The sequence below is a fragment of the Alterotamlana spongicola genome (genome assembly GCF_035818475.1).
In the GTDB taxonomy this organism is placed as follows: Bacteria; Bacteroidota; Bacteroidia; order Flavobacteriales; family Flavobacteriaceae; genus Cognatitamlana.
Window position 1 is genome coordinate 34468 of record NZ_JAYMGV010000003.1, and the last position, 18603, is coordinate 53070.

Sequence of the window (18603 nt, forward strand, 5' to 3'; positions counted from 1 at the left end):
TCGGGATTTTTTCGTGGTACCTCCAGGAATCGAACCAGGGACACAAGGATTTTCAGTCCTTTGCTCTACCAACTGAGCTAAGGTACCTCGCTAAATGCGGATGCAAATATAAATTCAATTTTGTTATTCGCCAAACTAAAATTGTAAAAAATGATATATTTCTAATATATTTTTTTAAACAGTGAGATAACTCATTTATTGTTAAGATTATAATAACATTGAATTATTATTAAATCTGGTTTTGTAAATTTAGGGCTTTTTAAAAGATAGATGAATTTAGTTATTGATGTTGGGAATTCTTTTGTTAAGCTTGCTGTATTTAAAGGAAGTGTATTAAAGTATAAAGAGATCGTTGAGATAAATACAGTTTTAAGACAGGTTAAAGCTGTAAAAGAAAAGTTCAGATCTATAAATAAGGCTATTATTTCTTCCGTGGGTAGGCTTAATAAAAAAGACGCTGAACAAATCTCTGAATATTTTGACGTTTTGGTTTTAAATTCTAAAATCAAATTACCATTTGTAAATCTTTATAAGACCCCAAAAACATTAGGAGTTGATAGAATAGCACTAGTGTGTGCTGCTGTTGATCAGTTTCAAAATAAAAATGTACTCATTATTGATGCCGGAAGCTGCATTACATACGATTTTGTTAACCAGAATAATGAATACTTAGGAGGAGCAATTTCTCCAGGGTTGGTCATGCGTTATAGGTCATTAAATAATTTAACAGCAAATTTGCCGTTACTAGAATTAGATGCCCCTAAAAGTATTATTGGAGACTCAACTAAAGCATCAATTCACTCAGGTGTAGTATATGGTGTTTTAAATGAAATTGAAGGAACTATTGAACTTTATAAACGCAAATATTCAGATTTAACAGTTATTTTAACAGGAGGGGATGCTAAATTCTTGTCTAAACAATTAAAAAGTAGCATATTTGCCAATTCTAATTTTCTTTTAGAGGGATTGAATTATATTTTACAATTTAACTCAAACGAATGATAAAAAAACTTGTATTAGTTTTTATTGCAATATTTGCAATTCAAAGTTATGGTCAGCAGGCAACGGCCTCACCTTATTCTTTTTATGGTATTGGAAGCCTTAATTTCAAAGGAACTGTTGAAAACAGGAGTATGGGAGGGCTTAGTATATATACAGATAGTATTCATGTAAACCTTCGTAACCCGGCTTCATATGCTGGTGAAAACCTAGCCATTTGGGGTAATGAAAGTAGACCGGTTAAATTAGCAGTTGGGGGCAGTTATAAAAGTACGAATTTAAAAAGCGAAACTAGTAAAGGAAAGGCTTCTGCTACTGCTCTTAATTATCTGGCAATGTCAATACCCGTAGGGAAATTAGGTTTTGGGTTTGGACTCATGCCTTATACCTCTGTAGGATATAGACTAGAATCTTTAAATGGAAGCGGAGATCTGGAAAATAGATTTACAGGTGAGGGAGGACTTAATAAAGTTTTTCTTGGAGCAGGTTATCAATTAGCAAAGGGACTATCTATTGGTGTTGATTTACATTATAATTTTGGAAATATTCAAAATAGTATAGTAGCTTTTCAATATGATGACGGCATACCTATTGAACGTCAATCTCGTGAAAATAACAGATCTGACTTAAGTGGCCTGAGTTTGAATTTTGGATTGACCTATAAAACCAAAATAACTGAAAGATTAGAACTTGTTTCAGGTTTAACCTATGCGCCGGAAAGTATTATCGATTCTAATAATGAACGATCAATTTCAACAATAAGTTTAAACTCAAGTTCAGGGCAGGAATTTGTTATAAATACTATTGATGTGGACTTGGGGGCCTTAGGCTTAGTAGATACGGATTTAACATTGCCGTCTAAATTATCGTTTGGATTGGGAATAGGACAACCCAGAAGCTGGTTTTTAGGAGCTGAATATACCACTCAAAAGACCAGTAATTTTTCAAATATTTTGTACAGTAGTGTAGATACATCTTATGAAGATGGCTCTATAATCTCAATTGGAGGCTTTTATATTCCACAATACAATTCGTTTTCAAGTTTCCTTAAACGCAGTGTTTACAGAGCAGGAGCACGATTTGAAAAAACAGGTTTAAATATTAATAATGAGTCCATTAATGAGTTTGGCATATCTTTTGGAGTAGGTATACCAGTTGGGGATGCAAGATTGTTGTCAAATGCTAATATAGGATTCGAAATTGGCCAAAGAGGAACTACTAATAGCAAATTAATACAAGAGAATTTTATTAATTTCCAATTAAGTTTATCTTTGAACGATAGATGGTTTCAGAAAAGAAAATTTCAATAAAGCACAATTATTATCATGAAAACAAAAATTACATTACTTTTTTTATTGTTTATAGGGTTAAGTTTTGGTTTTGCTCAGCAAGATGAAGAATGCATAACCAAACTTTCTATATTCCATGAATACGTAAAAGCTAAGAATTATGACGCAGCCTATGAGCCATGGATGGCAGTAAGAAATAAGTGTCCTAAATTTAATAACGCCATTTATGTTGATGGCGAGAAAATATTAAATCACAAGATAAAAAAGGCTACAGGAGCAGAGAAAATAGCTTTTATTAACGATTTAATTAAATTATGGGAGCAAAGAGGAGAGCATTTTACAAGTAAAACACCTAAGGGAGAGTATCTTGCAAAAGCATGCCAGTTAAAATATGATAACAGGGAGGCTTTAAGCTTATCTAAAGATGAGTTATATGCATGTTTTGATGATGCCTATCACATGGATAAAGATTCATTTACAAACCCCAAAAGTTTGTATACTTATTTTTCTTTAATGGTAGACTTGTATGATGGAGGAAAAAAACCGGCAGCAGATTTATTCAATAAATATGATGATATTTTTGAAAAAGTTGAAGATGAGGTGAAAAATTACTCTGAGAAATTAAACAAATTAATTCAAAAGAAAGATGCCGGCACAACATTGACTAAAAAAGAAGGGAGTTATAAAAGATTTTATGAAAGTTATTTAAAAGCTTACGATCAAATTTCTGGAAGTATTGACCAAAAATTAGGAGACAGAGCAAATTGTGAAAATTTAATTCCATTATACCAAAGAGACTTTGAAGCTAACAAGACCAATGCTATTTGGTTACAGAGAGCGGCAGGAAAAATGTCTCAAAAAGAATGTACAGATGATCCCTTGTTCTTTAAGTTAGTTAATGCTTACCATGAATTAAGTCCTTCTGCTAATTCTGCATATTATTTAGGCTTATTAAAGGATAAAGAAAAAAAATCATCTGAAGCTATTAAGTTTTATGAGCAAGCCATTAGTTTAGAAACTGATAATTTCAAAAAATCAAAGCTTTACTATAGAATTGCTACAAAAATGAAAGCTAAAGGAAGTTATGGAAAAGCAAGAAATTATTACAGACAAGTATCAAAACTTAATCCGTCAAACGGAAGGCCATATATAGCAATAGCTTCAATGTATGCGGCTAGTGCCAATAATTGTGGTAATAATCCTTTTGATAAAAGAGCCGTATATTGGTTAGCAGCTGACGAAGCAAGAAAAGCAGCGAGAGTTGACCCTACAGTGAAAAAGGCAGCAGAAAAGAATATTGCTAACTATTTGGCAAAAGCACCAAACAAAGGAGAAATTTTCAGTTCAGGAAGAGCTGGAGAAACCATAAAAATTGCTTGTTGGATAGGGGCATCTGTGAAAGTACCAGCTATTCAATGATAGTAAAACATAAATATTATATATTAAACATAGTCACAGTGTTAGCTGTGACTATGTTTTTTTCATGTAATGATAGTTTTGATCAGGTTCAAAAACTTGGAATATCTGAAAATGACCCCATAGAAGTAGACTATAACCTGAATTTAAAATATACTGATTCGGGTAGGGTTACTGCAAATTTATTAAGCACAAAAGCTATAAATTATTCTAATCGAGATTTTCCATTTCGTGAATTTGTTGATGGTGTAACACTATATGTATATGATAAAGACAATAATAAAAGCACAGTAGTAGCAGATAATGCCTTTTTTTATGTAGAAACAAACCTCATTGATATGCAGGATAATGTGGTTATTACCACCCATGATAATCAAGTTTTAAAAACCGATCAATTGTATTATGATAACAAGAAAGAATGGCTGTATACTAATAAACCAGTGTCTTTCAAAACAGAACAAGACCTTATAAATGGTAATGGTTTTGATTCTAATTCTAAATTTACAAACGCTGAAGTATTAGAAGTAACAGGTATTATTACTTTAGAAGAATGAGTTTTCAATAAAAACCCTTTCTCATTTTTAAGTATCTTTACAGTCTAAACATTTTAATAATGAAATTTTCCAGGGTTTTTCTTTACGCTTATCTCATTTTTGCAATCTATTTTGCTTACGTGGCCATTACAAAGTATACTGAAGCAGGAACCATTGATTACCCGTCAATATTACTTTCAGCTACAGCTATTTTTGTGTTTTTCTTTAGAAGAAATTTTATTAAGAAATTTGATAAAAGAAATAACTCAAAATAAATGAGCATTTATGTAATTATCATAATTGTTTCATTAATGCTATCGGCCTTTTTTTCAGGAATGGAGATTGCGTACGTGTCTTCAAACAAAATTCATATTGAAATCGAAAAAAAGCAGGACGGACTTATAGCATTAGCTTTAAGGAAGTTAACAGCAAAACCTTCAAAATTCATTACTACAATGCTTATTGGCAATAACATTGCATTGGTTATTTATGGGTTTTTTATGGGGGATATGTTGATGAATTGGTTTCAATCTTTATTACCAACCTCAAATGCTTTTTTAGATTATTTGCTAACAGATCTGAATTTACTGTCACAAACAGTAATTTCAACATTTGTCATTTTAATTACAGCCGAATTTTTACCTAAAGTATTTTTTCAAATTTATTCCAATACACTAATAAAAACACTGGCACTTCCTGCCTATATATTCTATATTATTTTCACTTTTATCTCAGATTTTGTGATTTGGATCTCAGATTTTATTTTGAAAGTTTTTTTTAAAACAGAAGGTGATCAGATTCAATTAGCCTTTACCAAAGTAGAGTTGGGGAATTACATAAGTGAACAGATGGAATCTGTAGAAGCCCATGAAGATGTAGATAGTGAAATACAAATATTTCAGAATGCATTGGAATTCTCAGAAGTGAAAGCCCGAGAAGTTATGGTGCCACGAACCGAAATTATTGCAGTAGAGATTAATGATTCAATAAAATCACTGAGTACACTTTTTATTGAAACGGGCAGAACCAAAATATTGGTTTATAACGACACTATTGATGATATATTAGGTTATGTACATTCTTTTGAACTCTTTAAGAACGTAAAAAGTATAAAGTCAATTTTAACGCCAATTGAATTTGTGCCGGAAACGGTACTTATAAAAGATGTGCTTAATGTGCTGACAAAAAAACGAAGGAGCATTGCGGTGGTCTTGGATGAATATGGAGGAACCTCAGGTATGATGACTGTTGAAGATATTGTTGAAGAACTTTTTGGAGAGATAGAGGACGAACATGATTCAGTTGATTTAATAGAAGAAACTATTGATAAAGCAACTTTTAGGTTTTCAGCCCGTTTAGAAGTGGATTATATTAATGAAACCTATAAAATAAACCTTCCCGAGAATGAAAATTATGAAACGCTGGGAGGGCTTATTGTAAATCATACTGAAGAAATTCCGGATCAGAGTGAGATTGTTCAAATTGAGGTCTACCAATTCACAATTTTAGAAGTATCAAATACCAAAATAGATCTTATAGAACTTAAAGTGTTAGAAGAAGATTAAAATACAAGGTTCTGCTTTTATTATTAAATAGAAAATGGTATTTTCGCGCACGATATTTTTGTCAGTTACTGTATAATTGACGCCAACTTAACAGCAATCCCGGATAACGGATTATTAAAATTTAATTTACAAATGGCAGTTTTAAATAAGATAAGACAACGTTCACTATTCTTAATATTAATAATAGCATTAGCTTTATTTTCTTTTGTTTTAGCAGACTTGTTTAAAAATAGTGATGCCCTCACCTCTAAGTCACAGAATGTAGTAGCAACCATTAATGGAAAAGATATCACTCGCGAAGACTTTTTACAAAAAGTAGAGGTTGCACAAAGACAAGCAGGGCCAAATGCAACCAGCACCCAGGTCATGAATAGAGTTTGGGAGCAGGAGGTGAGACAAGCTGTTATGGAAATCCAGTTTGAAGAACTTGGTATTTCTGTTGAAAAAGATCAAATGAGAGATTTATTAAAAACGGCATTAGCAACAAGTCCTGAATTTTTAAATGAAGCAGGATTATTTGATGAAAATAAATTAAACGAATACATTGTTAATTTAAAAGAAACTTCTCCGGCTGCCTATGAGAACTGGATTAATTATGAAAAACAGATAGCAGCCAATGCTTTAAACCAAAACTACTTTAATATGGTTAAGGCAGGTCTAACAGGGACATTGACTGAAGGGGAGTTAGAGCACAAATTTGAAGGAAATAAGGTAGATATCAAATATGTGCAAGTGGCTTATTCAGCTATTCCGGATAGTACGGTACAAGTATCAAAATCTGAAATCTCTGATTATATAAATGAAAACAAAAAGCAATATGAAGTTGAAGCTTCCAGAGATATTCGTTTTATTGAATTTAAAGAAGAAGCTTCTGTAGAAGATGAGAATGCCATTAAAGCAGAATTGGAAACTTATGTAAACGGAAGATTAGTTGATGAAACAGGAAGAAAAGATACTATTGTAGCGTTTTCAAAAGTTAAGAACAACGAAGAATATATTAATTCAATAGCAGCTTCAGATTTAAAATTTGATAACCGTTTTGTTTTTAAACCCGGTTTATCTACTGAATTTGCAGACGATATTTATAATCTGAATGAAGGTGAAGTGTATGGACCATATAAAGATAATGGAACCTTTAAAGTATCTAAAATAGTTGCAGTGAAGCAAATTCCGGATTCAGCTAAAGTGAGACATATTTTAGTGCCATTTCTTGGAGCGCAAAGCTCAGATCAGAGCATAACCCGTACAGAAGATGAAGCAAAAACACTTGCAGATAGCTTATTAGCTGTTATAAAAACTAATCGTTCTAAATTTCCTGAGTTAGTAAAGGAATTTTCATCTGATAGAGGAAGCCTTGCTAAAGAAGGGCGTTATGACTGGCATCCTTATAACACTATGGTTCCGGAATTCAATGATTTTGAGTTTGAAGGAAAAGTTGGTGATTTAGGCGTTGTTAAAACGGTATTCGGATTTCATATCATAGAGATTGAAGGTCAGAAAGATAAGAAAAAGGCTGTTCAGGTTGGTACTATAGCAAGAAAAATAGAACCTTCTGAAACAACAACAGATAAAGTATTTAGAGATGCTTCAAGTTTTGAAATCAATGCAGGAAAAAGTGATTTTGAAAGTGTGGCAAAAGAAAATAATTACACCGTTAGACCTGTTAATGGTATAAAGGCGTTGGATGAAAGCATACCCGGAGTAGGGAATCAAAGGCCTATAGTGCGTTGGTCGTTTGAAGATGGTGCCGAGGTTGGAGATATTAAACGTTTTAATATTCCCGGAGGTTATGTTATTGCACAGTTAGTGGCAAAACATAAGGAAGGACTAATGTCAGTTGAAGATGCCACAGCCAAGGTTTTACCTTTGGTTAGAAAAGAAAAGAAAGCACAAACTATTAAAGACAGAGTATCAGTTTCAACATTAGAAGATTTAGCAGCAGCAGAAAGTACTACAGTAAGAACTGCTAATGGGATTGATATGAAAAACCCAACGATATCAGGAGCGGGAAGAGAACCATTAGTTGTAGGAACAGCATTTGGTTTAAGTGAAGGAGAGACTTCTGGTTTAATAGAAGGAGACAGAGGTGTTTATATGATTCAGGTTACTAAAGTTACACCGGCTGTAGAGTTGGATAATTATCAGGCAGCAGCTAATAGAGTGGAACAGCAAAAGTCTAATGTTGTAAACACAAAACTTTATAATGCTTTGAAAGAAGCTGCAGATATTGAAGATAACCGAGTTAAAACACAGATTCAATAAGGAGTCTTTATCAAAAAAATATAAAAAAAAGAGTCTCATACACTGAGGCTCTTTTTTTTTATAATATAATCTTATTATTGGATAAAAACTGTTGATAACTTAGAAGTAAGTTTTCTATCAAAAAAACTACTTTTGTAAAGATAAAAATAGAGATTATGTCAGATACAATAGAAAGAATAAAATGTTTAATAATAGGCTCTGGGCCTGCGGGTTATACAGCAGCAATTTATGCAGCCAGAGCTAATATGAGTCCTGTATTATATCAGGGAACTCAGCCAGGAGGACAACTAACAACAACAAATGAAGTGGAAAACTTTCCTGGCTATCCGGAAGGTGTTACCGGACCGGAGATGATGCTGGAATTACAAAAGCAAGCAGAGCGTTTTGATGCAGATATTCGTGATGGTTGGATTACTAAAGTTGATTTTTCCGGAGATATTCATAAAGTATGGGTAAATGATATAAAGGAGATTCATTGTGATACCGTTATTATTTCTACAGGAGCATCAGCAAAATATTTAGGTTTGGATTCAGAACAGAAATATTTAAAACTTGGTGGAGGTGTTTCAGCATGTGCGGTATGTGATGGCTTCTTTTATAGAAATCAGGAAGTCGTGATTGTTGGAGCAGGAGATTCCGCTTGTGAAGAAGCACATTATTTATCAAAATTATGTAAAAAGGTAACTATGCTTGTACGTAGAGATGAGTTTAGAGCTTCTAAGATCATGGCAGCCAGAGTACAGAATACCGAAAATATTGAGATACTCTTTAATACGGAAACAGATGAAGTTTTAGGAGACGGACAGGTGGTAACCGGGGTGCGTGTTTTCAATAACAAAACGGAAGAAAAACATGAAATTCCTGCAACAGGATTTTTTGTAGCTATAGGTCACAAGCCTAATACAGATATATTTAAGGGCTTTTTAGATTTAGATGAAACAGGATATATCATTAACGTTCCGGGAACCGCTAAAACCAATGTTGAAGGTGTATTTGTATCCGGAGATGCGGCAGATCATGTATACAGGCAAGCGGTAACAGCAGCAGGAACAGGTTGTATGGCAGCCTTGGATGCTGAGCGTTATTTAGCGGCTAAAGAAGCCACTTTTGAAGTGTCTACTTCAACTTATAATTAAAAAGTAAAAGATACTAAAGGAAGCCGGAGCATAGCTTCGGCTTTTTATATAATAAAATTTGAATTTTAGTTTTAAAATTTAACAAAAAGTGTTTTCTTTGGAAACCGAAATTTAAACGGGATGTGGCGCAGTCCGGTTAGCGTATTACGCTAGGGCGTAATGGTTGCAATAGTTTATTTATTTGAAATTTGAGGTTTATATATTGTTTAGTAGTAGTTTGAACAGGTATTATGTTGGACATACTAATAATTTTGAGAAGCGTTTAAGTACTCACAATAGTGGAGGAAAGAAATATACATCAAAAGGACGACCTTGGATATTGGTGAAAAAGTATATTTGCATAACACGTTCTGAAGCTATGCAGTTGGAGCGTAAAATAAAGAAACGAGGAATAAAAAGATTCCTAGAGAAAAATTAAATCGGGATGTGGCGCAGTCCGGTTAGCGTACACGGCTGGGGGCCGTGTGGTCGCAGGTTCAAATCCTGTCATCCCGACAAGCACTAAAAGTGATGCCAAGGCATCACTTTTAGTATTTGCACCAAATACGATGTAATTGGATTATCAAAATTCCGTCATCTTGACAATCCTAATATTTAGGTAAAAACAAAACACTGTTAATTGTATGATTATCAGTATTTTTTGTTTCAAAGTTTGACGCAAAAAAACGCCTATTTATAGGGGATTCCAGAGGTTTTGCGTCAAATTATAATTATTCAATTTTCCACGTTTTTCAAACACCCTATGAACAGGGGCTTTGCGGAGCAAATGAAACGTAGCGCTGCGATAGCACGCTACCCTCTTGCTTTGCCCCTTTTTTATATTAAATCTTAGATCTAATTTTAGTTATAGAAATCTTATAATATGTTATAAGATTTAGAATTAAATTTCACACGAAAGTATAATTTCATAACATTAAATTACTAAGATGTAACATTCTTTTTTTACTTTTTATCACATGATATAGTTTTACTCGAAAATAATATAATATGAATATATCATCATTTCTGAAACCAAGGTACAAGCTAATTGTGCATACTTTTGTTGCTGTTTTTTCAATTTTTAGTATTGCAGTAACATTAATTGGAATTTTAAAAACCGACCAGAAGTTATTTCAAGGGGGGATTTTCGATGCTCTTTTCTTTATTTTCACAATTTACATTCTTGCTCTATACATAATTCCTTTGCTTTTTAAGAATTGGAAAAAGTATCTTTACGTAGCCATTTTATACGCCATTTTTTATTCTGTATTGCTGACTTGGATACGGGCTATTCAAAGAAGTAATTCGGCTTTCTTGAGGAAAGGCATTTCGGTTGAACCGCTTGAATACTTTACCTTCGAATCAATTTGTTCATTAGCAATAACAATAATCCCTATGGGAATTATAGCTTTATTATATTGTATTTTAGTAATCGATATTAAAGTTTTAAAAAGGGTTTTTTCAATAAAACGATTTGAGCTTATTTTAAATGGTGTAATAATAAGTCTTATATTCTTCTATGTTCTTATAATGCCAAACAAAATTGAGTTCCGAAATATTATTGCAACCTCTATTTTTATAATATTCTTTTATATTAATACCTTCTATTTAACACCACTTTTATTAAAGAAGAAGCGCTACATCAAATATCTGGTTTTAACAATTTTATCCTTCATAACTGCAATCATTTCACTTTCATTTTCTCTTCTCGGTTTTGGTTTGAATGACATAAACTATAGATTTCTATTGAATGATATTATTATAAATCTTGTGATTTGGATTGTTTCTTTCTTATATGCATATACAAGAGAACGAATCAATGAAAAGGATTCAAAGTTAAAATCCAAAGAATCTGAGTTACAACTTCTAAAATCACAGGTAAACCCCCATTTTTTATTCAATACTTTAAATACACTGTATTCCACAGCATTAGAAGAAAACGCCTCTAGGACTGCTGAGAGTACAGCTAAATTGGCTAACCTAATTCGTTATATGCAGGAAGATATTATTAAAGATTTTATTCCGCTAGAAAACGAGGTCAAATATTTACAAGATTATATTGTCATTCAAAAATTAAGATGTGCAATAATACCAGAAATAGATTTACAATTTAGTAAAATAGAGAACCATAACATAAGCCCTGGATTATTTATCCCATTTGTTGAAAATGCTTTTAAATATGGGATTGACCCTTCAAAACCTTCAAAATTATCGGTTTCAGTAAATTGTATTGAAAACATTATTAATTTTAGGTGTGTAAACAGTTACGATGAAAACTTTAAAACTTATTATAAAGAACGTGGTTTTGGTATTGGAATTAAAAATGCAAAAGAACGCTTAGAATTAGTATACCCTAAAAAACATACTTTAGAGGTTAAAAAAGAAAAGAATATGTTTTTGGTAAAATTAAGTATTAATATTGCTGAATAACATTAAATGTTAGAGTAAGTAAGAATAAAACACCATTAGGAATGATTAGAGCTGTTGCCATAGATGATGAACCAAAAGCAATAAAAGTAATTGAGCATCATTTGCTTAAAATTAAAAATATTGATTTAATAGCTCATTTCAATAATGCAGAAAATGCTTTAATTTTTCTGAAGCAAAACCCTATTGATTTAATTTTTCTTGATATAAATATGCCAAATAAATCTGGTCTAGAAATGTTAAAAGAACTAAAGTTAAAACCACATGTGATTTTTACGACGGCTTACGCAGAATTTGCATTAGAAAGCTATAACCATGATGCAATTGATTATTTATTAAAACCTTTCGAATTTGAGCGTTTTCTAATTGCCATTCAAAAAGTAAAACGAAGAATCAACTCACAAAACAATTTGAATACCTATTTTTTTCTTAAGGACGGATTTAAAAACTTTAAAATTGAATATGATTCAATTTTATTCATAAAAGGATCAGGCAATTATTTGGATGTAGTAACTAAAGAAAAAATATATTCATCAAGAATGACCTTTTTGGAAATTATAGAAAAATTACCTTCAACTCAGTTTATAAGAATTCATCAGTCTTATATTATCAATATTAAAAACACTTCTAAAATAGAAAATAATCAGGTGAGTATTGAATCTTATAAAATCCCCATAAGTGGTAATTATAAAGATTTATTTTTAAACTGTATCAACAATTAAATTGTCCTCTAACAATGCCTATTAATTTGTATTACAGATAATTTGGTTACTTTTATTGTATTGAACATGTGTCGAATTCTAAAAACTAAATAACATGAACTTTTGTAGTTTTAAAACACATTGGAAAAAAGTGTTGGTTTGTGTTTTCATAATTGGAATTATTCTACCCCTGATTTTATTGTTTAATTTTTATCGAAAAGAAAATCTTAATTCTGAATTCTATTGGACTGAAGCTACCATAGAAGAGGTTCGAATTATTTTAGGGCAAAAACGAAAATCGTTCTTTAAATTCGAATTTAGTGATATTACTGGACAGTCGATAGTAAAGACACAAGGTGTAGTTCATCCAGAATTATTGTTTGTTGGGCAAAATTTTGATATTAAGGTAAGTTCAAAGAGCAATGAAATATTGGACTATAAGTTAAAAGGGATACATTAATTTTCTGCATATTCTTTCTTTTAAAACCCTTTCTTATTTTATCATTTCTGGAAAGCCACGAGTTGAACAAATATTAATTTTAAGTATTTGCCAAAAATTGTATCTTTATGATATTAAAGACAATCAAATTTTATTCTTTAATAGTTCTTTCAGAAAATAGTGTGCAATTAGGTGAACAACCAAAATGATTATTGTACAATTATCAGTGATAATACTACATGACAGACTATTAATTTGGTTCTGTCATCCCGACAAGCACTAAAAAAGATAAAGACGTAAGTCTTACTTTTAGTATTTGCACCAAATACGATGCAATTGGATTATCAAAATCCTCTCATCTGTAAAATATCAAAGCCTAAAACCAACCCCAAACCCGTATTCAAACAATAAGGCAATGCACTTATATATCTTATAAAAATTATTGTTTGAAATAAAGCAGTTAATTATGTTTTTCAATGCGTTTACACAAAATTGATATTTATATAACAAAGGAGTTGTTATTATTTTAGTTATTTTGCAAGACAATAACCCTAATTATTGACCCTAATTGGTAGCTGGTAGCCACATACTTACAAAAACCGATTTAAGAAAAATATTTGATACGTATTATGAGTCACTCGTTCAATACGCTAATCGTTTTTTGTTTTCTAAGGATGAATGTGAAGATTTGGTCCAGGATATTTTTGTAGGTCTTTGGGAAAAGGAAAGTATGTTTCCGGACGAAACATCACTGAAGGCTTACTTATATAAAATAACCAGAAACAAGTGTTACAATGTCATTAAGCATAATAAGGTAAAGGATAAATTTGCGGCTACAGCTGTACAAGTTTTAGAGAATGATACCTTATTTTTAAAGCAGATCCTTGAGGAAGAAGTGGTAAGGCAGCTCCATAAGGCTATCAGTAGACTTCCGGACAGAAAGCAGGAAATTATTAAGTTAAGCCTTAAGGGCCTTAAAAACAATGAAATTGCTGAAGACCTGGGAATAAAACTTCAAACCGTTAAAACACTTAAATCGCAATCTTATAAAATATTAAGAGAGCAGTTTATTGCATACGACACACTTATTTATTTTTTAATAATGAGTTAAATCACTTGTTTACAGTGATTAAATGTTTGGTCTTTGATTTTTTTTAAAAAAATACAATTTTTAATGGTACCTTTTTAATTATTAGTTGTTCTATATGTAAATGCACCTGTAGATGAATGATATATTTCGCATATCGAGATTGATAATAAAAAAGAAGCTAAAGGTTTTAACAGATTCTGAAAAGGCAGATTTAGAGAAACTAAACCAGAAGCACTCTTTTTCTAACGATGTTAAGATTGAAGATTTAGTAGATAAGGTTTCTTCATATTCAACTATAAATAAAGATAAAGCCTGGGAGGCTATAGAGGCCAAGTCTAGAAAGACTCAAAGTAAATCAAAATCGGTTTTTAAATTATTTGACAGGACCTGGCATAAATATGCAGCTGCTGCTGTACTGGTAGGAGTATTGGCTACTGCCTATTTCTTTAAGGATAATCTGCTTGATCAAGTTGCTAACGATGCAGATACTCCAATAATAGTCAATACAAATACAATTGAACCAGGAACAAACAAGGCCACATTAACATTAGAAGACAATTCTCAAATAGCTCTGGAAAAAGGGGAGTCTTACCAAACGTCGAATGTAAATAGTGATGGAGAGCAAATTGTTTATCAGGCCGGTGATAATAAGGAAAGTGAGCTTTTGTACCATTACTTGACCATACCAAGAGGAGGGCAATACCATATAGTGCTATCTGATGGTACAAAAGTGTGGTTAAATTCAGAAACTCAGCTAAAATACCCGAAGGAGTTTTTAGAAGGCCAGAACAGACAAGTAGAATTAGTATATGGAGAGGCCTATTTTGATGTCACCCCAAGTACGGAAAACAAGGGAAGTAAATTTATAGTGTTAAACGAATCCCAGAAGGTTGAAGTTCTAGGTACAGCGTTTAATATCAAAGCCTATAAAGATGAATCTCATATTTATACAACGCTGGTAGAAGGGAAGGTTGCAGTTGACTATGAAGAAAAAAGTCAAAATTTAAAACCAAGTCAGCAATCTGTTTTAGATGTATCAAACCATACAATTTCAGTTATTAAAGTAGATGTTAAGGATGAAGTATCTTGGAAAGATGGCATCTTTTGTTTTAGAAATAAACCATTAAAAGATATAATGAAAGTCATCTCCCGATGGTATGATGTTGATGTTGTTTTTGAAAGTAAAGCGCTTGAAGAAATCACCTTTAAAGGCGTGTTAGGGAAAGACCAAGATCTTGAAGAAATTTTAGAAACTATTAAAACCTTAAGTATAATCAAAAACTATAAAATAAATGGAAAAATAATTACATTAGAATAAGACCTTTTTCTAGTACAACTACTAAAAAAAGGGGGACAGAGTTTAGACCGTGGAAAGTACAATACTCAATCCCCGCTGTATCATTATTAATTAACTGTTTAATCAACTAATAACAATCAAATTTATGAAAATTAATTTACAAAATGTTCTCTTCTGCTTTAGAAGAAAACTACTAATTAACATTATGCGAGCTTTTATTTTTTTGTGCTTCACAACAGTATTCAGTTTAGTGCCTGATAATGTTTTATCACAAAATTCTAAGATTAAGATTAGTACCGATAAAATTTTAACTGTTGATGAAGTTTTTGATCTGATAATGGATCAAACGGATTACAAATTTATCTATCAGGAAGGGATATTTAATGATTTTCCAAAGGTTCAGGTAAAAAAAGGTACAATATTAGCAAATGACTTATTAAATAAGAGTTTGTTAACCGGTAACTTCAGTATTATAGTTACAGAAAACAATACAGTTGTTGTACAGGAAAAAATAGATGAAGTTGGTCAAAATACGGCCCAGGGCTTTAAGGTAATAGGAACAGTAGTAGATAATAATAGCCAGCCATTACCAGGTACAAGCGTAGTTGAAAAAGGAACAACAAATGGGGCAAGCACCGATTTTGACGGAAACTATTCAATTGTAGTGTCAAATAGGGATGCTATCCTTGTTTTCTCATATTTAGGATTTACAACACAAGAGGTAGCTGTTAATGGGCAAACAAACCTTAAGGTTACCTTACAGGAAGATACAGCACAATTAGATGAGGTAGTTGTAATCGGGTTTGGTTCCGTAAAGAAGAGTGATTTAACAGGGGCTGTTAACAGAGCAGACATAGAATCATTTAGACAATCTCCTAATACTAACGTACTGCAATCATTACAAGGTACGGTTCCTGGTCTGAACATAGGTATGGTGGATCAGGCAGGAGAAACCCCTTCTTTATCAATACGTGGAGCCACAACAATTTCAGGAAATACAAATCCACTGATTGTTGTAGACGGGATTATTTATTACGGAAACTTAAATGGCCTAAATCCAAATGATATTGAGTCCATAGATATATTGAAAGACGCCAGTAGTGTGGCAATTTATGGAGCGCAGGCAGCCAATGGAGTGGTATTGATAACGACTAAAGATGGATCAAAATCAGAAAAACCGCAAATTTCTTTCAGTACGTCTTCATCGTTTATAGAACCGGCTAAAAGATTGGATTTATTTAACCGAGACCAATATCTAACCTATGTTAGAGACGTGTATTGGGATGAAGGTTATACCGAAGAATCAGGTTATACGGAAATCAATCCTGACTTTGATTTTGAAAACTATGTAGTGAGTCCCGAAAACATTGTTGGACTTCAAAATGGCACAGATACAGATTGGTACGACCTGGCAACAAACGATGCCTATTTATTGAAGAATAATATAAGTATCTCCGGAAATAAGCCTGGTATGAAGTATTTTGTTTCAGGTTCTTTTGATAATCAAAAGAACTGGATTGTCAATGATAAATTTAAGAGAACATCAATTCGTTTAAACCTGGAGTCAGAAATTACCAAATGGCTTACAGTAGGAACCCAGTCTTTTGCAAGCTTTTCAGATAATTCCGGAGCTTCCCCCTCTATAGGAAATTTGGTGCTTTCCAATCCTTTACGAACACCTTATGATGAAAACGGCGATTTATTATTCCGTTTTGAAACTATTGAAAACCCTCTTGTTCCGGTACAAAGAAGAGATCTAAGCAAAGATGATACTTATTTTGCAAATTTCTTTGCCAAAATAGATATTCCGTTTATAGAAGGCTTGACCTATAGGCTTAATCACGGGCAAAATATAAGGTATAGCCGTGACTATTATGCCGATGAGTTTGCAGCTTCACAGGGTGGAGAGGTAAGAAAACGAAATGGCCGTGCTAAAGATGTAACCCTGGATAATATTTTCAACTACAAAAAATCATTCAATGAGAATCACGACCTTGATTTGACATTGGTTGCAGGGTACCAAAAAAGAAAATTTGAAAGTACTACAGCCACAGCAAGGAATTTTTCTAACATGACATTGGGTTACAATAGCATTGAACAGGGCACAGATCAGTTTACAGCTTCAGATAGCTGGGAACAAACATCAGCTTACCAAATGGGGAGAATAAACTATGCTTTCAAAGGAACCTATTTACTTACGGGAACACTTAGGAGAGATGGGTTTTCTGGTTTTGCCAAGAATCAAAAAACAGCATATTTTCCGTCTTTAGCCTTTGCCTGGAAAGCCAGTAACGAGTCTTTTCTGTCGAAAGATTGGTTAGATCTGCTTAAGTTCAGATTAAGTTATGGTGTAAATGGAAATCTGGTAGGTAGATACAGTTCTTTGGCAAGAGCTAGTTCAGGAGCCCGTTATGTGTTTGGAGATGGCGGCACAACGGCTTTTGGCCATAGCACAACATCGCTTCCAAATGATGATTTAAGATGGGAAAAAACCAGCGGTTTTAATCTGGGAATTGACTTTGGACTCTTTAATAATGTACTTACCGGTTCTGCTGAATATTATACAACTGTTACAAATGATTTACTTTGGAGTCAGGATATCCCTTCTATTACTGGTTTTAATTCAGTTATTGGTAATGTTGGAGAGGTTAAGAATAACGGTTTCGAGCTAATTTTGACTGCCAGGCCAATACATAATGAGAATTTTAATTGGTCTGTAACAACAGCCTTTTCTACAAATAGGAACGAGGTTACAAAATTGCTTGGAGATATAAACGGCGATGGGGAAGAGGATGATCTGGCATCAAGTGGTTTGTTTATTGGGGAGTCATTGTCTGCCATTTATACCTATGAAATAGAAGGTGTTTACCAAATTGATGATGAAATACCGGATGGATATGGAATAGGGACTTATAAGATCAAAGATAACAATGGGGATGGTGTAATCAGTGCAGACGATCGGGCAATTATTGGGCAAAGCGCTCCTGCTTATCGATTTAGTGTGCTTAACAAATTAGATTATAAAAACTTTTCACTAATGTTTAATATCAACTCTATTCAGGGCGGAAAAAATGGATATATGTCCAGGAATGACCCCTGGGGAGGAAGCCTGAATAGTAGTGCAAATAGTGGTAAGCATGCAACCTTTGCAGGTCTGGATTATTGGACACCGTCAAACCCTAACGGACGTTACAGGCTTCCCGGAGCACTGGGAGCAATAACTCCAGGTAGATATCAACAACGAAGCTTTGTTAGATTACAGGATGTTTCTCTAGGATACAATTTTGAAAATAGTTTTGTTCAAAAAATAGGTTTTGAAAACCTGAGACTATATGTGTCCGGGAAAAACTTATTTACAATAACAGATTGGGACGGGATGGACCCCGAATCAGGAAGTGGGGTCTTTTATACAGGCAGACCTGTTATGCGCAGTTACACATTTGGCCTTGATGTGACTTTTTAAACTAAAA

The 18603-nt window shown here is 32.8% G+C and carries 15 protein-coding genes and 2 tRNA genes; 16 read left to right on the plus strand and 1 reads right to left on the minus strand.

Annotated elements, in window-relative coordinates; translation table 11 throughout:
• Positions 1-14: 14 nt before the first annotated feature.
• Positions 15-87, minus strand: a tRNA-Phe gene (locus VOI54_RS14395).
• Between the two features lie 183 nt (positions 88-270).
• Between VOI54_RS14395 and VOI54_RS14400 the strand changes: the two genes are divergently transcribed.
• The 16 genes from VOI54_RS14400 (at position 271) to VOI54_RS14475 (ending at position 18596) form a co-directional block, all read left to right on the plus strand.
• On the plus strand, positions 271-1002 hold the full coding sequence (locus VOI54_RS14400) for a type III pantothenate kinase (protein WP_326283593.1): 732 nt from the start codon (positions 271-273) through the stop codon (positions 1000-1002).
• Positions 999-2309: a BamG family beta-barrel-assembly machinery protein gene (gene bamG, locus VOI54_RS14405; protein ID WP_326283594.1), complete on the plus strand. Its 1311-nt coding sequence runs from the start codon at positions 999-1001 to the stop codon at positions 2307-2309. Before VOI54_RS14400 ends, bamG begins: the two co-directional genes overlap by 4 nt.
• 15 nt (positions 2310-2324) lie before the next feature.
• Positions 2325-3707, plus strand: a complete 1383-nt coding sequence (locus VOI54_RS14410; protein WP_326283595.1) for a tetratricopeptide repeat protein — start codon at positions 2325-2327, stop codon at positions 3705-3707.
• Positions 3704-4258: an LPS export ABC transporter periplasmic protein LptC gene (gene lptC / locus VOI54_RS14415; protein WP_326283597.1), complete on the plus strand. Its 555-nt coding sequence runs from the start codon at positions 3704-3706 to the stop codon at positions 4256-4258. The genes VOI54_RS14410 and lptC overlap by 4 nt, the downstream gene beginning before the upstream one ends.
• A 59-nt stretch (positions 4259-4317) precedes the next feature.
• Entirely contained in the window at positions 4318-4512 is a 195-nt protein-coding gene (locus VOI54_RS14420; protein WP_326283598.1) for a hypothetical protein, read from the plus strand.
• The gene (locus VOI54_RS14425; protein WP_326283600.1) at positions 4513-5802 is read left to right on the plus strand and encodes a hemolysin family protein; all 1290 of its coding nucleotides are present in this window, start codon (positions 4513-4515) and stop codon (positions 5800-5802) included. It begins immediately after the preceding gene.
• A gap of 132 nt (positions 5803-5934) precedes the next feature.
• Positions 5935-8064, plus strand: coding sequence for a peptidylprolyl isomerase (locus tag VOI54_RS14430; RefSeq protein ID WP_326283602.1), 2130 nt, complete (start codon positions 5935-5937; stop codon positions 8062-8064).
• A gap of 155 nt (positions 8065-8219) precedes the next feature.
• Entirely contained in the window at positions 8220-9200 is a 981-nt protein-coding gene (gene trxB, locus VOI54_RS14435) for a thioredoxin-disulfide reductase (protein ID WP_326283603.1), read from the plus strand.
• 181 nt (positions 9201-9381) lie between these two features.
• Positions 9382-9618, plus strand: a complete 237-nt coding sequence (locus VOI54_RS14440; protein ID WP_326283605.1) for a GIY-YIG nuclease family protein — start codon at positions 9382-9384, stop codon at positions 9616-9618.
• A 2-nt stretch (positions 9619-9620) separates the two neighbouring features.
• Positions 9621-9695: transfer RNA gene (locus tag VOI54_RS14445), tRNA-Pro, on the plus strand.
• A 534-nt stretch (positions 9696-10229) separates the two neighbouring features.
• Positions 10230-11609 carry a sensor histidine kinase gene (locus tag VOI54_RS14450; RefSeq protein ID WP_326283607.1) on the plus strand — a complete coding sequence of 460 codons (1380 nt, stop codon included), beginning with the start codon at positions 10230-10232 and terminating at the stop codon, positions 11607-11609.
• Between the two features lie 41 nt (positions 11610-11650).
• Positions 11651-12328 (plus strand): LytR/AlgR family response regulator transcription factor, encoded by a 678-nt coding sequence (locus VOI54_RS14455; RefSeq protein ID WP_326283609.1) that lies wholly within the window; start codon positions 11651-11653, stop codon positions 12326-12328.
• A 94-nt stretch (positions 12329-12422) separates the two neighbouring features.
• Positions 12423-12767, plus strand: coding sequence for a hypothetical protein (locus tag VOI54_RS14460; RefSeq protein WP_326283610.1), 345 nt, complete (start codon positions 12423-12425; stop codon positions 12765-12767).
• Positions 12768-13314: 547 nt separating this feature from the next.
• Positions 13315-13857 (plus strand): RNA polymerase sigma-70 factor, encoded by a 543-nt coding sequence (locus VOI54_RS14465; protein ID WP_326283612.1) that lies wholly within the window; start codon positions 13315-13317, stop codon positions 13855-13857.
• A 112-nt stretch (positions 13858-13969) separates the two neighbouring features.
• Positions 13970-15154: a FecR family protein gene (locus VOI54_RS14470; protein ID WP_326283614.1), complete on the plus strand. Its 1185-nt coding sequence runs from the start codon at positions 13970-13972 to the stop codon at positions 15152-15154.
• 184 nt (positions 15155-15338) lie between these two features.
• The gene (locus tag VOI54_RS14475) at positions 15339-18596 is read left to right on the plus strand and encodes a SusC/RagA family TonB-linked outer membrane protein (RefSeq protein ID WP_326283616.1); all 3258 of its coding nucleotides are present in this window, start codon (positions 15339-15341) and stop codon (positions 18594-18596) included.
• The last annotated feature ends 7 nt before the right edge of the window (positions 18597-18603 follow it).